Origin of the sequence: Halomonas elongata (assembly GCF_029081005.1) — a bacterium.
GTDB classification, from domain to species: domain Bacteria; phylum Pseudomonadota; class Gammaproteobacteria; order Pseudomonadales; family Halomonadaceae; genus Halomonas; species Halomonas elongata_B.
The window spans coordinates 1-19867 of record NZ_JAJQTQ010000022.1 but is presented as its reverse complement, the minus strand read 5'-3'; the positions used below and the strand labels follow the sequence as shown (position 1 = coordinate 19867).

Here is a 19867-nt window from a genome sequence, read left to right as displayed (position 1 = left end):
GGCACGCATCATGACTGAATCTAACCAGTCCCAATCCCAGTCCCAGGCTACCGAGAGCGCCGAGGATACCTCACTGCTCGATCAGGTAATGGCCCAGACACGCATGGCCCCCGCCGACGAGGGCTACGACGTGGCCAAGCAGGGCGTGGCGGCCTTCATCGGCGAGCTTCTCAAGGGCGATGACGGCCAGCAGCAGGTCAACAAGTCGGTCGTCGACCGCATGATCGTCGAGCTGGATCGCAAGATCGGTCACCAGGTCGACGAAATCCTGCACGACCAGGAGTTCCAGCATCTGGAATCGGCCTGGCGCGGCCTCAAGCTGCTGGTCGATCGCACCGATTTCCGCGAAAACATCAAGCTCAACGTGCTGCATGCCACCAAGGAAGAGCTGCTCGAGGACTTCGAGTTTGCCCCGGAGATCAGCCAGAGCGGGCTCTACCAGCACGTCTATGCCGCCGAGTATGGCCAATTCGGCGGCGAGCCGGTGGCGGCGATGATCGGTCACTACGACTTCACGCCCTCGACGGCGGACATCAAGCTGCTGCAGTACACCGCCTCGGTGGGGGCCATGTCCCATGCGCCTTTCCTGTCCTCGGTGGCGCCGAGCTTCTTCGGCATTGACAGCTTCGAGGAACTGCCCAACATCAAGGACTTCAAGGCGATCTTCGAGGGACCCAAGTACGTTCGCTGGCGCAGCCTGCGCGAGTCCGAGGACGCCCGTTACCTGGGCCTGACCGCGCCGCGTTTCCTGCTGCGCACCCCCTATGATCCGGTGGAGAACCCGGTCAAGTCCTTCCACTACGAAGAGTCGGTCAGCGAGAGCCACGACGACTACCTGTGGGGCAATACCGCCTACCTGCTTGCCGAGCGCCTGAACGACAGCTTCGCCAAGTATCGCTGGTGCCCGAATATCATCGGCCCGCAGAGCGGCGGGGCGGTGGAGAACCTGCCGGTGCACACCTACGAGGCGTTGGGCCAGCTGCAGAGCAAGATTCCCACCGAGGTGTTGATCACCGACCGGCGCGAGTTCGAGATGGCCGAGGAAGGCTTCATCTCGCTGACCATGCGCAAGGGCAGCGACAACGCCGCCTTCTTCTCCGCCAACTCGGTGCAGAAGCCCAGGTCCTTCCCCAATACCCCCGAAGGGCGCGAGGCCGAGACCAACTACAAGCTTGGCACCCAGCTGCCCTACATGTTCATCGTCAATCGCCTGGCCCACTACATCAAGGTGTTGCAGCGCGAGCAGATCGGCTCCTGGAAGGAGCGTCAGGATCTCGAGCGCGAACTCAATACCTGGATTCGCCAGTATGTCGCCGACCAGGAGAACCCGCCGGCCGACGTGCGTAGCCGCCGTCCGCTGCGCGCCGCCTCGGTGCAGGTCTCCGACGTCGAGGGCGACCCGGGCTGGTATCAGGTGTCGCTGGCGGTACGCCCACACTTCAAGTACATGGGCGCCAACTTCGAGCTGTCGCTGGTGGGACGCCTCGACAAGGACTGAGCCCATGACCGCCTTCAGGGATCGAAGCGGACCACATGGCGCCCGACTGTTCGAGCGTCTGTCGGCACCGGCACGTCCGGCGCCGACAGGCGACGAAGCGATCGAGGCCACCCTGGCTTCCATCAAGCGCCATCTGGTCGACCTGCTCAACAGCCACCCGGGGCACAGCGAGTGTGCGCCGGCACTGGGTCTGCTCGACTTCAACGACGCCACGCTCGGGGTGCTGGACCTCGAGCTCAAGGTCGAGCGTGCCATTCGTGAGTGCATCGAACGTTTCGAGCCGCGCGTGAGTCGTGTCCAGGTCGAGACGCAGCCCAACGAGGGGGCGCCGCTGCAGCTGCGCTTCCAGGTCCAGGCCACCCTCGACATGGGCCGCGATTCGACCCAGACCACCATCGACTTGCTGCTCAATGACAAGCGCTACCAGTGCCTGAACTGAGACCGACATGCTGAACCGCTACTACCGGGACGAACTGGACTTTCTGAAGCGTCAGGGCCGGGAGTTTGCCGAGGGCAATCCCGGGCTCAGCCGCTTTTTGTCCGAGCAGAGTACCGACCCCGATGTCGAGCGCCTGCTCGAGGGCTTTGCCTTCCTGTCCGGGCGGTTGCGCGAGAAGGTCGATGATGAGTTCCCCGAGCTGACCCACTCGCTGATCGGCATGCTGTGGCCCAACTACCTGCGCCCCGTGCCGAGCATGACGGTGGTGCAGTTCACTCCCCACTGGCACGGCCTGAGCGGGGCCCAGACGGTGCCTCGTGGCACCACCCTGACCAGCCGCGAAGTGGAGGGCACGGCCTGCGACTTTCGTACCTGCCACGAACTGACGCTCTACCCGTTGGCCCACGATGGGGTCTCGGTACACCATTCCCGGGAAGCCTCGGTGGTGGAGCTGGACCTGGCGGTTCATAGCGACCAGCCCCTCGATACCCTGGGCGTGGGCGACCTGCGTCTGCACCTGGGGGGCAACGGCTATACGGCTCGTACCCTCTACCTGTGGTTGAGCCACTACCTGACGAGCCTCGAGCTGGAGGTCGATGGCCAGCGCCTGGCGCTGCCCGCACGCTTGCTGGCGCCGGTGGGTTTCGCCGCCGAGGACGCCCTGCTGCCGTATCCGCGCAATGTCTATCAGGGCTATCGCATCCTGCAGGAATACCTGTGCTTCCCCGAGGCCTTTCAGTTCTTCGACCTGCAGCGGCTGGGCGACTACCTGCCGCCGCGCCTGGCCGATCGGATGACGCTGCGCTTCACCTTCTCGCGTACCCTGCCGGCGGATGCCCGGGTGGGTGACGCCAGCCTGGCGCTGTACTGCACTCCGGCGATCAACCTCTTCGCCCACGATGCCGACCCGGTGGACCTTAGCGGCGAGCGCAGTGAATACCGCATCCGACCGAGCAGTCGCTTCCCGTCGCACTACGAGGTGTTCAGCGTCGACGGCGTGGAGGGTTGGCTGGAGAGCGAGAGCGGGCGCATTCGCGGCGAGCCGCGCCGCTACGTGCCCTTCGAGAGCTTCGAGCACCAGATCGAGCGCGATCGGGGGCGCGAAGCCCGTTACTACCGAGTGAGGGTCCGCGACAGCCTGCGTGGTGACGGCTTCGATCATGACATCGCCTTCGTGCGTGGCGATGAGCAGGCCTGCCTGGGGCTGCGCGAGACCATCTCGCTGCGTCTGACCTGCAGCAATCGCGAGCTGCCCGAGCGGCTGACCGTGGGCGATATCTGCGTGCCTACCGAGGACAGCCCGGCCTTCGCCGAGTTCCGCAACATCACCCGGCCGACGCCGGCCATGCGACCGACGCTGGACGGCAGCCTGCTGTGGACTCTGATCTCCAACCTGTCGCTGAATTACCTGTCGTTGCTCGACCGCGACGCCCTGTGTTCGGTGCTGCGGGTCTACGATTTCCGCGCGCTGGTCGATCGCCAGGCGGAACGCATCGCCCAGAAGCGCCTGGCCGGCATCGTCGATATCCAGACTCAGCCGGTGGACCGGCTTTACCGTGGCCTGCCGGTGCGCGGGCTTCGCTCCGAGATGACCCTGGACCAGGAGGCCTTCGGCGATGAAGGCAGCCTGTTCCTGTTCGCCAGTGTACTGTCCCGGTTCTTTTCGCTGTACGCCAGTATCAACTCCTTTCACGAGTTGCACGTCATCAATCTCCATAACCGCGAGCGCTACGCATGGACCTTGCAGTCGGGCCAGCAACCCCTGATGTAGCGCTCGCGCCCCTGATCGACAGGGCTCGGCGCTACGACTTCTATCAACTGGTGGAACTGCTCCACCGGCACCACGGCGACAACCTGGAGGGCGACCGCGAGGCGGACCCCGCCGCCGAGCGGGTGCGCTTCCAGTCCTCGGCCTCGCTGGGCTTCCCGGGCAGCGACATCGTCGCCCTGGAGCCTCGTGATGCCGGGCGCTATGCCATGCGGGTCAGTTTCCTGGGGCTGCAGGGGGCCCAGTCGCCGCTGCCGGGCTACTACCTGGAAGCCATGGCCCATGCCGAGGCCCATCGCGAGGGGGCGGCCGGCGACTTCCTGGGCCTCTTCAACCATCGGGTGCTCTCGCTGCTGCATCGTGGCTGGCGCAAGTATCGTCATCACGTGCGCTACCAGGATGAGGCCGAAGATGGCTTTTCGGCGGCGGTCTTCGCCCTGGTGGGGCTGGCCGATGAACGGCTGCGCGGCGAGACGCCAATCAACTGGAGCAAGATGCTGGCCTACGCTGGCCTGCTGGCGGGTCGCTCTCGCTCGCCGGACGTGGTGGCGGGCATCGTCGGCCACTGCTTCGATCTCGACGGGGTCGAGGTCGAGTCCTGGGTGCATCGGTGGGTCGAGATTCCCCCCGACCAGCGCAGCCGCACCGGGCTGGGCTGTTCCACTCTGGGCCAGGACATGGTCGCCGGAAGCCGGGTCGACGACATCAGCGGAAAGTTCGCGCTCCGTCTGCGCGGATTGGACCTGGAGCGTTTTCGCGACTTCCTGCCCGACGGTCGTGATCACCAGGCGCTGCGCACCCTGATGGAATTCGTGTTGCGCGAGCCCCTGGCCTATGACCTGGAGCTCGAACTCCAGGAACGCGAAGTGAGCCCCATGTGCCTGGGCGAGGGAGGCAGCAGCCAGCTGGGCTGGACCACCTTCGTCAAGCCCGAGGCTGACGCGGCAGCCCGGCGCCGCCGGGTGCGCATTCAGATGACACGGTGAACCCATGAACGCGACGCTCTCCCAGCAGCAGGCCATCACCCTGGTGGTCACCAACAGCGAACGGCTCGAGGGCCGTTCCACCAGCAGCCACGTCTTCCCGGCCGCGGGCGGCACCCTGGGCAGTGCAGTGGCCGACGACTGGCTGCTGCAGGATCACGCCGGCCGGGTACGTCCCGGCCACGCCGAGATCCAACGCCTCGATGGGCGCTTCTGCCTGGTCGACCGCAGCGGTCAGACCTTCGTCAACCGCGCGACCCTGCCGATCGGTCGCGAGCGCCGCGTGGCGCTGCGCGATGGCGACGAGCTGCAGGTCGGCGAATACCGGTTGCGGGTTCACCTGGGTGACCGCCAGGCCGATGCCGCCGGGGTGCAGCCGCTGGCGACCCTGGTCGATGAAGAGCACGAAACGCTCGAGGGCGCCGAGCCGGCGCCGGCCACCGCCATTGTGCCGCGGCCTCAGCATGACCCGCTGGAGGCGCTGGGCGATGCCTCGACGGCCCAGCGCCTCCAGGACCCCATGACCGCGCTGGCCGATGAGTCGGCCGCCAGCGAGGACGATCACCACCCACTGCTCGATGCCCTGGAAGGGCAGGGCGCTATCGCCGGCGCGCCGGCCGCGCCGAGGAACCGACGCTATGAGGACTCTGACATGGACGAACGCCTGTTGAACGATCTGGAACGCTCGGTCGGCGAGCAGCTCGAGGAGCGCTGGCAGGAGCCGGCGACGGGGGAGGGCGGCCACATCGGCGCCTCGCCGCTGCTGCAGACCCTGGGCGGTGAGCTGCGCTTTCGCGACAGCGCCGAGCAGCACGCTTTTCTCGAGGAGGCGGGGCGCACCCTGAAGGCCACCGTGGATGGCCTGCTGGCGCTTCACCAGGCCCATGACGGAAGCCGCTACCCACTGCGCGACCGCCGCCTGCAACCCATCGAGGACAACCCGCTGCGCCTCGGCCAGTCCTATGAGCAGACCCTGACCACCCTGTTCGCCGCCCAACGCAGCCCGGTGCATCTTTCGGCGCCGGCAGCGGTGGCGGAATGCCTCGAGCATCAGCAGCAGCACCAGGCCGCGGTGGAGGAGGCCATCGGCACGGCCCTCAAGTCGATCCTCGATGCCTTCTCGCCGGATGCCCTGCTCAAGCGCTTCCATGCCTATCGCGGCGCCGGCCACCAGGGCGAGGAAGAAGGCGGCTGGGCCTGGGAGATGTATCGCCACTATTACCAGGAACTCAACTCCGGCCGTCAGCAGGGCTTCGAGAAGCTGTTCTGGGAGGTCTTCGAACAGGCCTATGATCATTCGGTGCGCCGTCAGCAGCGGGAGGGCGCATGATTGCCCGGCGCGCCGGGCCCGCGTCGCTGGCGCGGTGTCTGGTGCTCGGCGGCATGCTGATGGCGCTGACCGGCTGCGCCTCCACCTTCGAGGCTGCCGGCAAGACCTATCAGGTGATCAAGGATCCTTCGATCCCGGTGGGCTATCCGGAGGATCGTCCGTCACGGGTCGACCTGAGCATGCTGGCCGCGTCCAATATCAATCCCAACGTCGAGGGGGAGGGCACGCCGCTGCGCTTCCAGATCCTGCAGCTCAAGGACGACTCGATGCTGATGTCGGCCGACCATCGACAACTCCGGAAGGACCTCGAGGAAGCGCTGGGCACCAACTACCTGACCCATGACGACTTCACCCTGCTGCCCGGCCAGTTCAAGTTCTACGAGCCTTTCGAGGTCGAGGAAGACACGCGTTACATCGGCATCATCGCCTTCTACGCCGACCCCAATCAGGCGCAATGGAAAAAGGTGGTGAAAGTCGATGCCCGTGGGCGTGACTACCACTTGCTGGTGCACCTGCTGGAGCGCGAAGCCGCGCTGAGGAAGGAGACCTGATGGCCAGTCGCAATCCAGTGGTCTGGAGCGAGGGGCTGTTCATCAAGCCCCAGCATTTCCAGCAGCAACGACGCAGCCTGGAAGGGCTGGTCGACACCCGTCTGCGCGGCGTCGGCGGCTACCTGCACGGCTTCCTGACCCTGACGCTCAACGCCGAGTACCTGAGCTTCGGTCGCATCGCCCTGAGCGAGGCCAGCGGCGTGCTCCCCGACGGTACCCCCTTCCGATTGCCCGACGACGACCTGGAACCCCCGGCGCTGGAAATCGATGACGCCTCGGTGGCCAACCAGGTGGTCTATCTGGGCGTGCCGCTGGCCACCGACGGCGTGGCCGAGGTGAACTGGGAGGCCTCTTCGCTGCCTTCACGCTACCGCGCCGAAGCGCGCGGCGTGCGCGACCTGCACTCCCGGGTCGGCGACCTGGCCGATCTGGACCTGGCGCGCGTCGCCCCGCGCCTGCTGCTCGAGCAGGAGGATCGCAGTGCCTATGCCTGCCTGGCGGTGGCACGCATCCTGGAGCGACGCCCGGACGGCAGCCTGGTGCTCGACGAGGAGTTCCTGCCGACTCTGCTCAACGTCCAGGCGGCACCGGTGCTGCAGCGCTTCGTCGGCGAAATGGCGGGACTGATGCGCGAGCGGGCCCGCAATCTGGCCCAGCGCCTGGCCACCCCCAACCAGTCCGGGGTCGCCGATGTGGCCGACTTCATGCTGCTGCAGTCGCTCAACCGCGCGCAGCCGCGCTTCCAGCACCTGGCCAGGCTCGGTCACCTGCATCCCGAGCGGCTCTACGCCGACATGCTCGAGACCTGCTGCGAGCTGACCACCTTCACTGCCGAGTCGCGGCTGCCGCCGGAGTTTCCGGCCTATGACCACGATCGCCCCGAGGCCGCCTTCCGGCCGCTGATGCAGAGCCTGCGCCAGTCGCTGTCCACGGTGCTCGAACCACGCGCCATGGCCATCCAGCTGCAGTCCCGCCGTTTCGGGCTCAAGGTCGCCACCCTGGCCGATCGCAGCCTGCTCGACGACGCCGACTTCATCCTGGCAGTGCGCGCGGACCTGCCGCCGGAGCGCCTGCGCAAGCTGTTCGTGCAACAGACCAAGGTGGCCAGCGTCGAGCGCATCCGCGACCTCATCAGCCTGCAACTGCCGGGCATCCCGCTCGAACCGTTGCCGGTGGCGCCGCGCCAGTTGCCGTTCCACGCCGGCTACACCTACTTCCGTCTCGACCGCCAGAGCGAGGCCTGGAGCATGCTGAACGGGGCCAGCGGCTTCGCCTTCCACGTCGCCGGCGACTTCCCGGGGCTGGAAATGCAGTTCTGGGCGATCAGGAGCTAAGCCATGAACGAACTCGCCACCCACGACGACGCCCGTCGCCACGAGGACAGCATCGACGTCCAGGGCCTGGAGCGGCTGATCCACAGTCACGCCGATCATCTGGATGCCGACGAGGACTACTGGTTCCGCCTGCGTGGCCATAATCTCAACCCGCTGGTGGATGCCTCCAGCTCGCTGCTCGGCATGGTGGTGCGGGTTCGCCAGCTCGATCGGCTCGACGACATCGAGCGCCTCTATCGCCAGGTGGTCGACGAGATCGCCGCCATCGAGGTCGAACTCACCGAGCAGGGCTATGACCGGCCGACCCTGCTGGCCTACCGCTATGTGCTGTGTTCCTTCATCGACGAAGCGGTGATGAGCACCGACTGGGGCCAGCAGAGCCAGTGGGCCGGTCACTCGCTGCTGACGCGCTTCCACAACGAGACCTGGGGCGGCGAGAAGGTGTTCTCGATCCTCGCTCGCTTGCGCCAGGAGCCTCGTCGCTACCGCGACCTGCTGGCCTTCATCTATCTGTGCCTGTGCCTGGGCTTCGAGGGCCGTTACAAGGTCATGCCCCATGGCCGCGAGGAGTACGAACAGGTGCTGCGCGAGCTCGGGGACCAGCTGGTGGCCCTCGACGAGCCCGGCGAGGAAGGACTGACCCGCCCGCTGGACAACGTGCTCGACGCCGCGCGCCGCCAGGGCGATGGCCTGCCGTTGTGGGGCATCTTTGCGATCTTCGCCCTGGCCGTGACGGCGGTCTATGCCGGTTTCTCGTTATCGCTGGAGCAGCAGTCCGACCAGGTCGGCCTGCTGCTGGAACGCATCATCAACTAGCCACACAAGATTTTCGGACAACATCCAGGGAGAGACCATGCTCAGGGTAGAGCTACCGGCACTGATCGGCCGACTCAACGCCATCACCCGCCAGGGATTGGAAGGGGCCGCGGCGCTGTGCGCCGAGCAGCAGGCGCCCGAAGTGGGGGTGTCCCACCTGATGCTGGCCTTTCTCGACCAGCCGCTGTGCGACCTGCGGGTACTGCTCGACGTCGAGGAGGTCGACCCGGAAGCGCTGCGCCGAGCGCTCGGCGAGGATGCCCGGCCGCCTCGCGATCTGGAGGTGGCCACGCCGAGCTTCTCGCCGTTGCTGGTCGAGCTGCTTCAGGACGCCTGGCTGCTGGCGAGCGCCGAGCTCGAACATCGCGAACTGCGCACCGGGGTGATCTTCACCGCCCTGTTGCACCATGCCGGTCGCTACCTGGGGCCGCGCGGTGAGCGGCTGCTGGCGGGCATCAATCGCGAGCGGCTGCGCCGCGACTTTACCCGGCTGACCCGCGACTCCGCCGAGGCTTCCGTGGCCGAGGACGAACGGCCGTCGCCCGCCCGGCGCGCGGCCGGTGACGATAGCGCACTTTCGCGCTTCGCCACCTCGCTGACCGAGCAGGCGCGCCGCGGCGAGCTCGACCCGGTGTTGTGCCGTGACCCCGAGATTGACCAGATGCTCGATATCCTCGGGCGCCGCCGCAAGAACAATCCCATCGTGGTGGGCGATGCCGGGGTCGGCAAGAGTGCCGTGGTAGAGGGCCTGGCGACGCGCATCGTCGAGGGCAGGGTGCCCGAAGCGCTGGCCGGCGTCGAGCTGCTGTCGCTGGACCTCGGCGCCCTGCAGGCCGGAGCCTCGGTCAAGGGCGAGTTCGAAAAGCGCCTCAAGGCGGTGATCGAGGAGGTCAAGGAAGCTACCGTCCCGACGCTGCTGTTCATCGACGAGGCCCACACCCTGATCGGTGCCGGCAATCCCGAGGGCGGCGCCGACGCTGCCAACCTGCTCAAGCCGGCGCTGGCCCGCGGCGAGCTGCGCACCATCGCCGCCACCACCTGGCGCGAGTACAAGAAGCACATCGAAAAGGACCCGGCGCTGTCGCGGCGCTTCCAGCCGGTCGCCCTGGGCGAGCCGGACGTCGAGCAGGCGCTGGTGATCCTGCGCGGCCTGCGCGACGTCTACGAGTCGACCCACGGCGTGCTGATCGGCGACAGCGGCCTGCGTGCCGCCGCCGAGCTCTCGGCGCGCTACCTGGCCGGGCGCCAGTTGCCCGACAAGGCCATCGACGTGCTCGACACCGCCGGTACCCGCCTGGCCCAGGCCCTGGACACGCCGCCGCGCCGGCTCAGTCACCTGATGAGCGATCAGTTGGCCGCCCAGCGCGAACACGACCAGCTTGAGCGCGAGGCGCTGCTGGGTCGCCATCCCGATGCCGCTCACCGCGATGCCCTGGCCGAGCGATTGACCCGGCTGGGCGAAGAGCGCGAGACCCTGGAAGCCGCCTGGCGCGAGCAGCGCGACGTCGTCGACGCCATCCTGGCCCTGCATCGCGAGCTGCTCGACGGCGAGGTCGAGAGGGCAGAGGACGACAAGGTTGAAGACGAGGATGCCGACGAGGCCCGCGAGCGGCGCACGACCGAGCTGGCCGGACACGAAGCGCGCCTCGCCGAGCTGCAGAGCGAGTTCGCGCTGGTCAACGCCAGCGTCGAGGAAGCTCAGATCGCGCAGGTGATCGGCGACTGGACCGGCGTGCCGGTGGAACGCATGACCCGCGACGAGCTGGCACGCCTCACCGAGCTGCCGGAGGAACTGGGCCGACTGATCAAGGGCCAGGACCTGGCCATCGAACGCCTGCACCGCCACCTGCTCACCGCGCGTGCCGATCTGCGCCGTCCTGGACGTCCGCTGGGGGCCTTCCTGCTGGTCGGCCCCAGCGGGGTCGGCAAGACCGAGACCGTGTTGCAGATCGCCGAGAGCCTCTATGGCGGCCGCCAGTTCCTGACCACCATCAACATGTCCGAGTACCAGGAGAAGCACACCGTCTCGCGGCTGATCGGCTCGCCGCCCGGCTATGTGGGCTTCGGCGAGGGTGGTCTGCTGACCGAGGCGATCCGCCAGCGGCCCTACTCGGTGGTGCTGCTCGACGAGGTCGAGAAAGCCCACCCGGACGTGCTCAACCTCTTCTACCAGGCCTTCGACAAGGGCGAACTGGCCGACGGTGAGGGGCGTGCCATCGATTGCCGCAACGTGCTGTTCTTCATGACCTCGAACCTCGGCTTCGAGGCCGTGGTGCGTCATGCCGATGACCCTGAAGCGATGGATGAAGCGCTCTACCCGGTGCTGGCCGACTTCTTCAAGCCGGCGCTGCTGGCGCGCATGGAGGTGGTGCCCTACCTGCCGCTGTCCCGCGAGGTCCTCCACGACATCGTCGGTGCCAAGCTCGAGACCCTGGCCGGGCGCATCCGCGACCGCCATCGCCAGGCCGAGGTGGCACTGGCGCCGGCGCTGGCCGAGGCCATCTGCGCCCGGGCCACGCGCAGCGAGAACGGCGCACGGATGCTCGAGTCGGTGATCGACGGCGAGCTGCTGCCGCCGGTGTCGCGGGCGATGCTCGAGCGCCTGGCGCGCCGCGAGCCGATAACCCGCGTCACGCTCGGCGTGGACGAGCACGGCTTCACCGCGGAGGTGGACTGAGGTGAGCGACGACGGCGTGCTCGTCACGGCCCGGACCGAGGCCCCGGCACTGGCCGGCATGGCCGAGGCGCTGCGGCTGGTCGAAGGCCATTCGCCCGCCGAGCTGCGCCGGCGCGGCCTGGCGCTGCTGCGCGAGCGGCTGGCGCTGCCCTGGGCACGCTGCCTCGCTCTGGACGCCAGCGGTCGCTGGCTGGTCGAGGACGGGAGAGAGTCACGCCTGGCCTGTGACGATTTTCGCCATCCCTATGCCCATGCCATTCGCAGTGGCCGGCCACTCGAGCTTGGCCTCGGCGAGGCCCGCACGCGGCTGGACCACGAAGCTTTCCAGGCGGCCACTGTCGAGCTGCCCGCGGCCTGGTGTCTGGCGGTGCGGCCGCTGCGCGCTCGCGACGGCAAGCGCGAGTGGCTCGGTGTGCTGGCCTTCGCCGGCCCTGCCGAGTGCATCGAGACGCTGACCGAGCGTGATGACTTCCTGGCCTTCGAGGCCTTGCTGTGTCGCCTCTGGGCCTGGCTGGCCCGTCAGCACGACGAACGACGCGACCAGGCGCGATTGCGCGACTCCCTGGCCGAACTCAACGACGGCGCGCGGCGACGCACCCTCAGCGAACGGCTGGGACGACGCATCCTCGGTGGCTCGCCGGCCATCCGCACACTGCGCGACCAACTGGTGCGCGCCGCCGAGACCCATCTGGCGGTGCTGCTGCAGGGCGAGACCGGTACCGGCAAGGAACTGGTGGCGCGCGGCATTCATGAGGTTTCGGCGCGCCACGACGGTCCTTTCCTGGCGATCAATTGCGCGGCGATCCCCGAGAGCCTGCTCGAGGCCGAGCTGTTCGGTCACGTGCGGGGCGCCTTCTCCGGCGCCGAACGCAGCCGCGAGGGGCTGTTCGGTGAGGCCGATGGCGGCACCCTGTTTCTCGACGAGATCGGCGACATGCCGCTGGCTCTGCAGGCCAAGCTGTTGCGCGTGCTGGAGTCGGGGTGCTATCGCCCGCTGGGCGGCGACCGCGAGCGACGGGTCGACCTGCGTCTGGTGGCGGCCACCCATCAGCCGTTGCATCGCCGCATCCGCGAAGGGGCCTTCCGGGCCGACCTCTACTACCGGCTCGGTCAGTTCCCACTCACGCTGCCCGCACTGCGCGAACGCCGCGAGGACATCCCTGCGCTGGCCCAGGCCTTCATCGACGACTTCTGTCGACGCGAGGGCCGCGAGGACATCGGCCTTGGCCGCGCCACGCTGCGCTCGCTCGCCGGTCGCGACTTCCCCGGCAACGTGCGCGAGCTCAGAAACCTCATCGACTATGCCTGCGCCATGACCCACGACGGCGAGAACATCGTGCCCGAGGCATTGCCTGCCAAGGGCACATTCCCGGATGTCGACGAGAGCGCATCACGGGATGCCGCAACCGAGCCGGTTTCGACGAGCGACGCCAGCCTCGGCTCCAGGCCCGAAGACGTCTTCGACCTGCGCCGAGCATTGCGTGACTACGAGGCGACGCTGATCCGCCAGCGCCTGGCCCGTTTCGACGGCAATCGCACCCTGGCCGCCGAGAGCCTGGGGCTGCCCAAGCGGACCCTGGCCCACAAGTGCCGACAGCTGCAACTGGATAGCCCATGAACGTGATCGACATTCTTCCCGGCCTGCGCCGCCGCCGGTGCTGTCTGACCGGCCTGGCCCTGATGCTGGCGGCCGGGCTGCCTCCGGCCCAGTCTCTGGCCCAGGACCGTGACTCTCGTCTGCAGGCGGCCGAGGCCTGTGCCGAGAAGCCCTCCCGTCTGGGGCGGCTCGAGTGCTACGACGGCCTGTTTCGCGACCGTCCCGGGGCCTCCGAATCGTCGGGAACCCGCTCGCCGCTGTGGCAGGCGGTGGCCGACCAGGAGACCGAGCGCAGTGACGACGACGTCGGCGTGCTGGTACGCGAGAGCACCGACAGGGTGCTGATGAGTGCCCCGGCGCTGGGAACGGTGCCGCCGCGCCCGCTGCTGGTGACCAGTTGCGATGACGCCATCACCCGCTTCCAGCTGCATCTGCACGAGCCCGTCGAGGCGTCGCGGGTGCCGGTCAAGCTGAGCGGCGATGGGGCCACCCTCGACCAGACCTGGCGGGTGCTGGACGACGGCCACGTGGTCAGCGGCGGGCGGGGGCTACCGGCCATCGGTACCCTGAAGCGCCTGCTGGGCGGCGAGCGGCTGCAGTTGGAGAGCGAGCTCTCCGCTATCGACGGGCTGCGATTCGATCTCGACGGCTGGCGCACGGCCATCGAGCCGCTGCGTGCCATGTGCCGCTGGTAACGGGGAGAGTCATGCGCATCACCCAGCTTCCACAGCTCGAGCCGTTGCTTGCCCCCCTCGCCGAGGGCGTCGGCGATCCGGTCACTGACCGGGAAGACTACGACTGGCTCGACGAGGAAATGATGAAGGTCGGTTCGCTGCAGCACGGCGAGGTCGACTGGGCGGGCGCCGAGACGCGGGCCGCGCGGCTGCTCGCCGAGACCGGCAAGGACCTCAAGGTGCTCGGCCACCTGCTGCATTGCCTGCAGCACGACGCCGACCCGGCGCGCTTCGCGCTGTCGCTGGAGCTGCTGGCCGGCGCCCTGGACGCCTGGTGGGCCGAGGCTCACCCATTCGCGGGGCCGCGTGGCAAGCGGGCTCGGCCCAAGATGTTCCAGCAGTTCGCTCAGCGCGCGCTGAAACTGGCCGGTGCCCTGGACTTTCTGGGCGCCGCCGAGGAGCACGCCGCCTGTCGCGAGGGATTGGCCCGGCTGCGCGACCGGGCGGCCGGCCAGGACCTGCCGGATGAGCCGCTGGCGGACCTGGCTCGCCTGCTGGAGCAGGCCACACCCTCGGCGACTTCGACACCAGCCGCCTCGGACACGGCGTCGGCCGACGACGATGCAGCGCCGCCGACGGCGCCTCCCCGAGAGGTCGAAGCGCCCAGGGCCCCGGAAGCGCGGCTCGAGTCCGGCAACGAACGGGGCAATCGCCAGGCCCTGCTCAAGATGGCCGACTTTCTCAACGAGCAGTCGCCGGGCGAGGCACTCGGCTATCGGCTGCGGCGCCATGCGGTCTGGCACGCCATCCAGGGGCTGCCGATGACGCGCGACGGCCAGCGTACCGAGCTGGCGCCGGTCTCCGGCGACCGGGTCGCCGACTATCGCGAGGCCGCGGCGGGCCGGCCGACGCTGGAGGATTGGCAACGCATCGAGAACAGCCTGGCGCTCGCCCCTTATTGGCTGGAAGGCCATCGGCTGAGTGCCGAGGTGGCCCGGCGGCTCGATCATCCGCGCTGCGCCGAGGCGATCCGCGACGAGGCGGTACGTTTCGTCGACCGGCTGCCGGGTATCGAGGCGCTGACCTTCAGCGACGGTACCGCCTTCCTCGATCCGGAGACCCAGGGGTGGCTCGCGGATACGCCGGGCCCCGGAGCCCCGGTGGCGGCGATGGGCGATGGCGATCCCTGGCAGGCCGGCCTGGAAACGGCTCGGGAGCGGCTTGCCGAGGAGGGGCTGGCGCCAGCGCTGGCGGTGCTCGACGAGGGGCTGGCGGCGGCCGGCTCGCCCCGCGAGGCCGTCTACTGGCGCCTGGCCAGCGCCGATCTGCTGCATGAAGCCGGGCTCGCTGCCCTGGCCCGGCAGCACTATCAGGCATTGCACGATGCCGTGGCGAACCTCGAGCTGGAGCGCTGGGAACCGGCGCTGCCGGCACGGCTGACGGCGGCGCTCGAGGCATGAATCACGGCGATCCGATGGAATCGACAGGGACGAGGGAGCAAGGCTCATGTGGAAACGAGTGAAGGCCAGGCTGAGCCGCTGGGTGCCGGGCATGTCCCGGGCGGACAGCCAGCTCAACCAGGCACGCGGGCACGCCAACAAGGCCAAGGGCCTCAAGCGCCTGGGCATCTGGCTATGGTGGCTGCTAGTGATCGCCCTGCTGGTGGTGATCTGGTGGCTGGGGCCGCAGTGGCAGGCCTTCGGCGGCCGTCCGCTGGGGCCCTGGGTCAATCGCCTGCTGGCCAGCCTGGCGTTGGCCGGGGTGGTGGCGGTGGTATGGGGCATCCGCCTGGCGCGGCGCCTGCGTACCCTGGACGAGCAGCGTCGTGATGAGGAGCTGCGTCAGCACGACCCGGTGCTTGGTCAGCTCGAGCGACAGGAAGAGAGCCTCGATGCCACCCTGCATGAGCTGACCGACAGCCTTGGCGGCGGCGCCAATGCCCGCTACAAGTTGCCCTGGTACCTGGTGATGGGCGTCGAGAACGCCGGCAAGACCAGTCTGGTCAATCGCTCGGGACAGAACTTCGCCCTGACGCATGTGATGAAGGCCTCCGGGCAGGGCAAGCGCGGCCGGCTGGGCTTCGACTGGTGGATCGGCGACAAGGCGGTGCTGATCGATCCCGACGGCGAGCTGCTGACCCAGGGCGCCCTGCAGGGCGGTGAGCCGGCGGAGCTGGAGAGCCGGCTGTGGGATCACTTCGTCGACTGGCTGGAGCGTCACCGCTCGCGTCGCCCCCTGGACGGCGTGGTGCTGGTGCTCGACCTGGCGCGGCTCAGCGATGCCCAGGTGGCGGTACGCAAGGCCTATGCCTCGCTGCTGCGGGCGCGGCTGCGCGAGCTGATGGAACGCCACGGCAGTCGGCTGCCGGTCTATGTCACCTTCAGCAAGATGGACCTGCTGCACGGCTTCGACGATTTCTTCCGTCACTACTCGCGAGCCGCTCGGCGGGCGCCGCTCGGCTTCACCTTCTCTGCCGCCTCCCTCGAGCGTCCGGGGCGCTGGGAGGAGGAGTTTGCCGACGCCTATGACGGCATGCTCGAGCGGCTCAACCAGACGCTGCCGACCCTGCTTGCCGAGTGCCGCGACCGTGACGAGCGGGAAGCGGTGTTCCGCTTCGTGCGCCAGCTCGCCGGGCTGCGTGACGTGTTGCTGGGCTTTCTCGGCGAGGCGCTGTCCAGCGATCGCTTCTCCACCGCGGCGCTGGTGCGCGGTGCCTACTTTACTTCGGTCTACCAGCAGGGTGTGCCGGAGGATCCCTTCGTCGATGCCGCCGCACGGCGCTACGGCATGACTGACGGCGTGCAGCTCGCCCATCGGGCGACCCGCTCGGCACTCTACTTCACCGAGGAACTGTTCGAGCGCATCATCTATCCCGAGTCGGGGCTGGCCGGGGACAATGCCCGGGCGGCGCGCCGCCGACACCGGATCCGGCGTGCCTGTGCCCTGGCCTGCCTGTTTGTCGGCGCGGCCCTGGTCGGTGGCTGGTATCACTTCTACGAGAAGAATGCCCAGGCCCTCGCGGCGGTGGAAGGCAAGGCCGAGGCCTTCCTCGCCGTGCGACCGGGCCACTGGCAGAACGACGATCCTACCGGCTACGCGTTGCTCGAGCCGCTGGACCGGCTGCTCGGTGCCACCCAGGAGTTCGGCGACTACCGCTCGCGGTCCTGGCTGCTGGCCGACATGGGGCTCTACCAGGGACACGAGTTGGGTGTCGAGGTCGACAATGCCTATCTGCGGCTGCTCGAGGAGCAGTTCCTGCCGGCATTGATGATCGGCATCATGGACGACATGAATCGCGCGCCGGACGGCAGCAACGACAAGCTGGCGCTGCTGCGGATCCTGCGCATGATGTCCGATGCCAGCGGCCGCCAGGCCCAGCGTGTCCACGACTTCATGGCGGATCGCTGGCAGGAGGCCTTCCCGGGCCGCGGCGACGTCCAGCGCCGGCTGCTCGATCACCTCGACTACGCCCTGGCCTACACCGACCTGGCCGGTCACGCCGCGGCCGGTGAGCCCGGTGCCCGCCAGGCCATGGCGCCGCTCGAGGGCAGCATCGAGGCCGCCCAGCAGGAGATCGCCCGCCAGCCCATGGCCGAGCGGGTCTATGCCTCGCTCAAGGCCGGCCTTGCCCAACACGGCGCCTCTCAGCTGGATCTGCGCTCGAGCGTCGGTCCCGCCTTCAACCTGGTGTTCATGGCGCGCGACGATGACCCCGAGCGGGTCCGCATCCCCGGTCTGTTGACCCGTGACGGTTTCGAGGGTTACTTCCTCGACAAGCTGGATCAGGCCACCGAGCTGGCGCTGATCGATACCTGGGTGCTCGGCCAACGGGACGACATCGACTTCAGCGATGCCGATCGCCGCCGCCTGCAGGATGCCCTGCGCGAGCGCTACATCAGCGACTACCACGTCACCTGGCGCGAGGCGCTGTCCGATGTCCGCCTGGTACCGCTACCCGACCTCCACCAGGCGGTGGTGGTCGCCGATGGCCTGCTCGGTGCCAGCCGCCCGCTGGATCGCCTGCTCGGCGAGGTCGCCGACCAGACTCGGCTCTACCCGGAGCTGCCGGCCGACGACGAGGCCGCCCGCCAGGCCCTGGAGCAATCGCCGCGCTACCGTCTGGCCAGCGAGATCGAACGCCACTTCGCCGCGCTCAACGAGCTCAGCGAGGCGCGGGATGACAATCCGTCCAACCTCGACGAGATCAAGACCGTCATCGGTGACCTGCGCGACTACCTGCGCCAGGTCGACGAGGCCAGTGACCGTGGTCAACAGGCCTTCCTGCTGGCTCGTGATCGCCTCTCCCTGAAGGGCGAGGACCCCATCGCGCGACTGCAACGTATCGCCGAGGACGCCCCGGCGCCGGTGGGCGACATGCTCGACAGCCTGGCCGACCAGAGCTGGCAGTTGCTGATGGCCAGCGCGGTACGACACCTGGAGCGCCAGTGGATGGACGAGGTGGTGCAGCCCTTCCAGCAGCGCCTGGCCGGCCGTTATCCGCTGGCGCCTGAGGCTTCCCGGGAGGTGGCCCTGTCCGACTTCGAGGCCTTCTTTGCCCCGGACGGCATCCTGGATGCCTTCTACCAGCGCAACCTTGAGCCCTTCATCGAGGGGGCGCCGGAGGCCTTGCGCAACGCCGAGGGCGACTCGTTGCTGCGCCAGGGGGTGCTCGATGCCGTGCAGCGCGCCGAGCGCATCCGCGAGGCTTATCTCAACCGCGATGGTGTGCTCGACGTGGCCTTCAGCCTGGAGCCGTTGAGCCTCAGTTCCAGCAAGCGTCGCGGGGTGATCAGCGTCGATGGTCAGTTGATCGACTACGCTCATGGTGCCAGCCGCCGGGTGCCGATGATCTGGCCCAACGGCCTGCGCGACAGCAACGAGAGCCGGGTCACCCTGGTGCCGGGCGAGGTCAACCGCTCGCCGCGCACCCTTCGCCGCGACGGCCCCTGGGCCTGGTTCCGCCTGCTCGACGAGGCCCAGTTGACCGGTGCCGGTGAACGCGAGCTGGAGCTCAGCTTCCAGGTCGATGGTGGCAGCATGCGCTATCGGCTGATCGCCGACGGGCCCCGCAATCCCTTTACCCGGTCGATAGTGGCGGGCTTCCGCCTGCCCACGGCCCTCTACGCCGAAGGAGAGCAGGACGATGCTGGCGACGCTTAAACGTTGGCTGGGCGCGGCAACGACCAATCCCGCCGAGGCGCCCGACGTCGAATCGGCGCGGGGTAAAGCGGTGCCGGGGCTGGTGGCTGCCGGCGAGGAGGATATCGCGCTGCTGCTCGAGGCCGCCCGACGTGCCGAGGGGGAGGGGCTTTCCCCCTGGGTGCTGCGTGACGAGGCGCGCCTCGAGACCCTTCGTCGCTCGCTGGAGTTCGTGGTCCATCGTGGCCTCTGGCTGCAGCGCGAGGGCGATCAGGTGGTCCACTGGCAGGGCCGGCTGCTGGCGCTTCGCCATGGCGACGGGCCGGTGCTCGGCATGCTGCTGGTGTGCCGGCGTGACGACGAGGCCGCCTGGCAGCTGCGTTTCTTCTTCGTCGCTCCGGAGTGGCAGGGCCGCGGCCACGGCGCCCGCTTGCTGCAGGCCGCTCGCCGCGAGCTGCGGGGCACGCCGCTGCAGACGCGGCTGCCGCTAACCGGGGCCGCCCCGGCCAGCCTCGAGGCAGCAGGCTTCCGGCGCATGCACGTGGACGCCGGCGGTGTGGCCAGCTTCGAAGCCCCGGCGCAGTGGAACGATCAACGCGAACGCACAAGCGTCGCCTGAGCGGCGACGTGCATCGGCAGGAGGATGACGCATGGGACGCAAGTTCGTATTGCTGGGGGATATCGGCACCGACCACGAGGGCTTTCCCCCCACGCCGGTGACTGCCGGCAGCCCCACAGTGATGATCGATGGCAAGCCGGTGGCTCGCCAGGGCGACCCCCTGGCCCCTCACGACAAGCCGGACCACGGTCCCCACCCGCGCGCCATCGCCGGCGGCTCGGGGAGTATTCTGATCGACGGCAAGCCAGCCGCCCTGACCGGGGATGCCGTGGACTGCGGCGGCGTGGTGATCGGGTCTGCCACCGGGGAGGGTAGCTGACATGGCCGACCGTAGCGGACTGCAGTTCACCCTGAGCCTGACCGGCGCCGATGAGGCCGATCTGGCGGTGATCGACTTCACCCATGAAGAGGCGCTGTCGTCGCCGTTTCATCTTCACGTGCG

15 protein-coding genes are annotated in these 19867 nt (G+C 68.5%); all 15 read left to right on the top strand.

Features of this window, described 5'->3' with window-relative positions:
* The first annotated feature begins 10 nt into the window (after positions 1 to 10).
* From tssC to LU493_RS14660, 15 genes are read left to right on the top strand one after another with little or no spacing between them, the layout of a single operon-like run.
* Positions 11 to 1498, top strand: a complete 1488-nt coding sequence (gene tssC / locus LU493_RS14730) for a type VI secretion system contractile sheath large subunit (RefSeq protein WP_275288550.1) — start codon at positions 11 to 13, stop codon at positions 1496 to 1498.
* 4 nt (positions 1499 to 1502) lie between these two features.
* Complete coding sequence (tssE, locus tag LU493_RS14725) at positions 1503 to 1937, top strand: type VI secretion system baseplate subunit TssE (protein ID WP_275288549.1); 435 nt, start codon at positions 1503 to 1505, stop codon at positions 1935 to 1937.
* Positions 1938 to 1944: 7 nt separating this feature from the next.
* Positions 1945 to 3708, top strand: a complete 1764-nt coding sequence (gene tssF, locus LU493_RS14720; protein WP_275288548.1) for a type VI secretion system baseplate subunit TssF — start codon at positions 1945 to 1947, stop codon at positions 3706 to 3708.
* Entirely contained in the window at positions 3672 to 4691 is a 1020-nt protein-coding gene (tssG, locus tag LU493_RS14715) for a type VI secretion system baseplate subunit TssG (RefSeq protein WP_275288547.1), read from the top strand. Before tssF ends, tssG begins: the two co-directional genes overlap by 37 nt.
* Positions 4692 to 4695: 4 nt before the next feature.
* Positions 4696 to 6018 carry a type VI secretion system-associated FHA domain protein TagH gene (tagH, locus tag LU493_RS14710; protein ID WP_275288546.1) on the top strand — a complete coding sequence of 441 codons (1323 nt, stop codon included), beginning with the start codon at positions 4696 to 4698 and terminating at the stop codon, positions 6016 to 6018.
* A complete protein-coding gene (gene tssJ, locus LU493_RS14705; protein WP_275288545.1) occupies positions 6015 to 6569 on the top strand; it encodes a type VI secretion system lipoprotein TssJ in 555 nt (184 codons plus the stop codon). Before tagH ends, tssJ begins: the two co-directional genes overlap by 4 nt.
* Complete coding sequence (tssK, locus tag LU493_RS14700; RefSeq protein WP_275288544.1) at positions 6569 to 7903, top strand: type VI secretion system baseplate subunit TssK; 1335 nt, start codon at positions 6569 to 6571, stop codon at positions 7901 to 7903. Before tssJ ends, tssK begins: the two co-directional genes overlap by 1 nt.
* 3 nt (positions 7904 to 7906) lie before the next feature.
* Positions 7907 to 8719 carry a type IVB secretion system protein IcmH/DotU gene (icmH, locus tag LU493_RS14695; protein ID WP_275288543.1) on the top strand — a complete coding sequence of 271 codons (813 nt, stop codon included), beginning with the start codon at positions 7907 to 7909 and terminating at the stop codon, positions 8717 to 8719.
* A 37-nt stretch (positions 8720 to 8756) separates the two neighbouring features.
* Entirely contained in the window at positions 8757 to 11396 is a 2640-nt protein-coding gene (gene tssH / locus LU493_RS14690; protein ID WP_275288542.1) for a type VI secretion system ATPase TssH, read from the top strand.
* Between the two features lies 1 nt (position 11397).
* Positions 11398 to 13014 (top strand): sigma-54 interaction domain-containing protein, encoded by a 1617-nt coding sequence (locus tag LU493_RS14685; RefSeq protein WP_275288541.1) that lies wholly within the window; start codon positions 11398 to 11400, stop codon positions 13012 to 13014.
* Positions 13011 to 13688: a type VI secretion system-associated protein VasI gene (gene vasI, locus LU493_RS14680; protein WP_275288540.1), complete on the top strand. Its 678-nt coding sequence runs from the start codon at positions 13011 to 13013 to the stop codon at positions 13686 to 13688. The genes LU493_RS14685 and vasI overlap by 4 nt, the downstream gene beginning before the upstream one ends.
* An 11-nt stretch (positions 13689 to 13699) precedes the next feature.
* Positions 13700 to 15127, top strand: a complete 1428-nt coding sequence (tssA, locus tag LU493_RS14675) for a type VI secretion system protein TssA (protein WP_275288539.1) — start codon at positions 13700 to 13702, stop codon at positions 15125 to 15127.
* A 46-nt stretch (positions 15128 to 15173) separates the two neighbouring features.
* The gene (gene tssM, locus LU493_RS14670) at positions 15174 to 18827 is read left to right on the top strand and encodes a type VI secretion system membrane subunit TssM (RefSeq protein ID WP_275288538.1); all 3654 of its coding nucleotides are present in this window, start codon (positions 15174 to 15176) and stop codon (positions 18825 to 18827) included.
* Complete coding sequence (locus LU493_RS14665) at positions 18811 to 19425, top strand: GNAT family N-acetyltransferase (protein WP_275288537.1); 615 nt, start codon at positions 18811 to 18813, stop codon at positions 19423 to 19425. The genes tssM and LU493_RS14665 overlap by 17 nt, the downstream gene beginning before the upstream one ends.
* Before the next feature lie 31 nt (positions 19426 to 19456).
* Entirely contained in the window at positions 19457 to 19744 is a 288-nt protein-coding gene (locus tag LU493_RS14660) for a type VI secretion system PAAR protein (RefSeq protein ID WP_275288536.1), read from the top strand.
* Positions 19745 to 19867: the final 123 nt, after the last annotated feature.